The organism is Paenibacillus sp. 01L418, from assembly GCF_056400045.1.
In genome coordinates, this window is the sequence record NZ_JBFTSN010000522.1 from 1 (window position 1) to 3,934 (window position 3,934).

Consider the following 3,934-nt stretch of genomic DNA (forward strand, 5'->3'; position numbering starts at 1 on the left):
GAAGCATACGCCGCATGTATTTCCCATTAAACGGCTTCTCTTCTACATCAGAATCCATATCCCACTCCACTTGACTCATGATTTCACCTCTCTTCTATTGATGTGCGATTTGCTTCTGTCTATCAAACAATTGACGGAAGAAGCCACTGCCTTCGTTTAGTTCCTTATGTGTGCCTTCTTCAGCCACACGGCCATTTTCAAGCACAATAATACGGTCCGCATGCTGAATCGAGGAAAGCCGCTGCGCGATTATAAATGTCGTGCGACCCTTCATGACTTCTAATAAAGCTTCATGAATAGCTGATTCTGTTGCTGTATCTACACTCGCTGTCGCTTCATCCAGTACTAAAATTGGCGGATCCATTAAAATCGCACGAGCAAGCGCCACACGTTGTCTTTGCCCGCCAGAGAGCCCGACACCCCGCTCACCAATTCGCGTATCGTAGCCGCTTGGCATGCTTTCGATGAAGGAATGGATTTGCGATTTGCGTGCTGCCTCCTCAATTTGCTCCTGCGTCGCATCCGGATGACCGTAGGCGATATTATCTCTAATCGATGCTGAGAACAAGAAGGTCTCTTGCGGTACAATACCTATGCTTCGCCGCAGTCCATCAAGCTCATATTCCCGCACATCTACACCATCAATGAGTACACTGCCACTGGACACATCATAATAACGAGAAAGCAAGCCAATCAGACTGCTTTTGCCTGAACCCGTGGCACCGAGTACACCGATCACCTCACCTTGCTTCACTTGGAAAGAAACCTCATCCAATATCGGCTTATCCTTCGCTAAATCCTGATCGGAGAAGAAGAATGTTACACGATCAAAAACGACGTTGCCGTGCATTCCGTCCGTATTTATCGCTTGTTCAGGGGTTTGAATATCAACCGGTGTGTCCAGCACTTCAAATACACGTGGAGCTGCTTTAATCGCTTGCTGGAAAATATTAATTTGCCAGCCTAGCATATTCAGCGGCCAAATAATGCCCCATGTGTACCATTGAAACGCTATGAAGGTACCAATCGACATCTCTTCCCGAGCAACAAAAATAGCACCGATCCAGATCATCAAAACAAACGTGAGTCCTCCGTAAAAGCCCATGAGGGGAAATGCTTTTGCCTCCAGCCTTGCCCGGTCCATATTTGTATCAAAGTTTTGCTCATTTCGCTCAGCGAATTTCCTTTGTTCTACGGACTCCGTTGCAAAAGATTTGACAACTCGAATGCCTGAAATATTTTCTTGAAGCGTAGTCGTTAAGCGCCCCATTTGTTCACGAATATTGGACCAAGCTGGTCCTACTTTGTGGTTAAAGCGAAATAAGACGAACAAAATAAAAGGAATTGTAATTAAGCTGATTAAAGTTACTTTCCATTGCATCGTCATCATGAAAATCGTCGTTCCGATAAACGTCAGCATGCCAGTAAATAGGTTCATCGCTCCAAACCCGACAAAGTTTTTTACCGCATCAATATCCCCAGTCATTCTGGACATGAGCTGACCAGTCTGCGCACGGTCATAATAAGAAAATGATAACCGCTGCAAATGCTCATAAAGCTCTTTCCGGAGTTTAAACACGACATTTTGACCGACCAGCTCTTGGGAATAACCTTGTATAAACATGCCCAAGCTCTTTAAAGCTTGAATGCCTGCCAAAGCAAGTGTTAATCCGATCACGACGGACATATTGCTTTTTCCGATTCCTTCGTCAAATATTTTGGCTAATACCCAAGGAGCTACCAAATCGAATATCGTCGCAAAAATCATAATGATAACCGCTGTAAATACCCATTTGGCACTCGGTCTTACATAAATCATCAAACGTAACAGCGTTTTCATTGGATTGSCCCTTCCCCTATAGGAAACAAAAAAAGACCTCAAGCCATAATCGGCTTGAGATCTTCGTATAATAGCGTGCAACGGTCAAAAAAGCTGCGTTGACACCAATGAACGAAGGCAGCCCGATCGGCATGTTTGAACAACGGAATGGAAATTCATGCTAAACTGCGCGCCTTCGACATTCATTCCAATCTGATTGAAAAACATTCGTGAGCCCCCCTTTTCGTATCCATTTGATCATATTTTCCTAACCCATCCAAATCTTAACACCTGTTTCTGCCTTTGCGCAAGAGGTTTTTACAAAAAAAATGATTTAAAACCTGTCCGACTCATTCGGCAAATCAAAGTCGCTTGAGGAGATGCCTTCCTCTACCGCAAACTCAAAATCTTCAATATCGTAAATTTGTACAGGGACCTCTGCTTCTATCAGCTTATCTTGAAACTCAAACTGATCCGACAGCAATGGGACTTGCAGCTTCAATCCTGTTAACAGCAATTCCGTTTCGATCGGATCGAACATCTCGCCATAATGGGCATTATCGACAGCATGCACGACCGTAAAATGAATCGTATCATTTAGAATGAGCGGAGAGCTTTCTCGCCAAGGCACTTGCATGGCCTTTTCAATTTTTTTGCGATTAAGAGCATCCTCAAAAAAAGCAATAAGTTCATTTATTTTGGTTTTTACATGCCCATCATCATCTGGATCATCCATGACAGGTTCAACACCGTCTCTCATTTCATACAGCTCAGCTATGGATGAATAAGGAACGACAAAATCAATTGGACGACTCGGTACAAGAAGATGTCCATACGTTGCCACCAGTACTGCCTCTATTACAAAACGTCGCCGCATGTGATCTCCTCCTATCATTTTGTGAAATAAAGCTAGTTTCATAGAACCGGTATACAAATAAGAATGGTTACACATTATTATACAATAATATATTGCATGTACACGAGAGCCATAAATCCAGATTTGCACAATATGTACGCCTCGCAGTAAAATGATCGTTATATTAGAATTTATATCGCTTCGTTATAGTATAGGAGGGTAATACGAATGCAAAAAGAAGAAGCCATCATCATTGGAGGCGGTCCGTGCGGCTTGGCAGCAGCGATTGAACTCGAACGGATTGGTCTCCAGCCACTAGTCATAGAGAAACGCAACATTGTACATTCAATCTCGCAATATCCCACTTATATGCAATTTTTCAGCAGTCCAGAAAATCTTGAAATCGGCGATATACCATTCACAACGGCTAACGATAAGCCTTCCAGACTGGAAGCACTTAATTATTATAGAACAGCCGCGCAGCGCAAAAACGTTCGTGTGCAAGCCTATGAAATGATAAATAAGATTACGCCTGAGAATGGACAGTTTATTTTGCATGGAGAAGATCGTTTTGGCGAGAAGCGCACATACCAAAGCAAGTATGTCATCATCGCTACTGGTTATTTCGATCATCCGAATGAGCTGGGCATTCCCGGTGAGCAGCTCGATAAGGTTAGTCATTTCTTTCGCGAATCGCATCCTTATGTTGGTATGAAAGTTGCCATTATTGGCGGCAGCAACTCCGCAATCGATGCAGCTTTAGAGCTTGAGAGGGTCGGTGCAGAGGTAACGGTCGTCTATCGCGGCAATGATTATTCCACCAGCATTAAGCCATGGGTTAAGCCAGGTTTCCAGAGCAAAGTAACGAAAGGCTCTATYCGCATGCTGTTTCAGTCAACTGTAACCTCTATCGAAAACAATGAGATCACTGTACTAGGACCTGAAGGTGAGATCCGTTTGGAAAATGATTTTGTATTAGCTTTGACCGGCTTCCATCCCGATCGCAACTTCCTTAACACAAGCGGCGTTACGATTGAGGAAGAAGGGTATCCAACCTTCAACGAAGATACTATGGAAACGAATGTTCCAGGCATTTATCTGGCAGGTGTGGTAGCCTCCAGACATGAAGCAAATGAAATTTTCATCGAATCAGGACGGTATCATGGCCATAAAATTGCCGAACATATTTTAAGCCTCAAATGATTATATGGTTAAGCTTTGAATCATACACCAAAAAAAGGGAATCAGCTTGTTAAGCT

Annotated in this window: 3 protein-coding genes; 1 reads left to right on the forward strand and 2 read right to left on the reverse strand. The window is 43.4% G+C overall.

What is annotated here, in order from left to right; genetic code table 11:
* Positions 1-94: 94 nt before the first annotated feature.
* Positions 95-1,840, reverse strand: coding sequence for an ABC transporter ATP-binding protein (locus tag AC1DSE_RS31865; protein WP_477511839.1), 1,746 nt, complete (start codon positions 1,838-1,840; stop codon positions 95-97).
* Between the two features lie 313 nt (positions 1,841-2,153).
* Positions 2,154-2,696, reverse strand: coding sequence for an ADP-heptose synthase (locus AC1DSE_RS31870; protein ID WP_076265867.1), 543 nt, complete (start codon positions 2,694-2,696; stop codon positions 2,154-2,156).
* A 207-nt stretch (positions 2,697-2,903) separates the two neighbouring features.
* Here AC1DSE_RS31870 and AC1DSE_RS31875 point away from each other — a divergent pair, with 207 nt between their 5' ends.
* On the forward strand, positions 2,904-3,878 hold the full coding sequence (locus AC1DSE_RS31875; protein ID WP_477511838.1) for a YpdA family putative bacillithiol disulfide reductase: 975 nt from the start codon (positions 2,904-2,906) through the stop codon (positions 3,876-3,878).
* Positions 3,879-3,934: the final 56 nt, after the last annotated feature.

Bases quoted from the DNA above. Each gene is read 5' to 3' on its own strand.
- AC1DSE_RS31865 (WP_477511839.1), bottom strand. From the start codon at position 1,840: ATGAAAACGCTGTTACGTTTGATGATTTATGTAAGACCGAGTGCCAAA.
- AC1DSE_RS31870 (WP_076265867.1), bottom strand. From the start codon at position 2,696: ATGCGGCGACGTTTTGTAATAGAGGCAGTACTGGTGGCAACGTATGGA.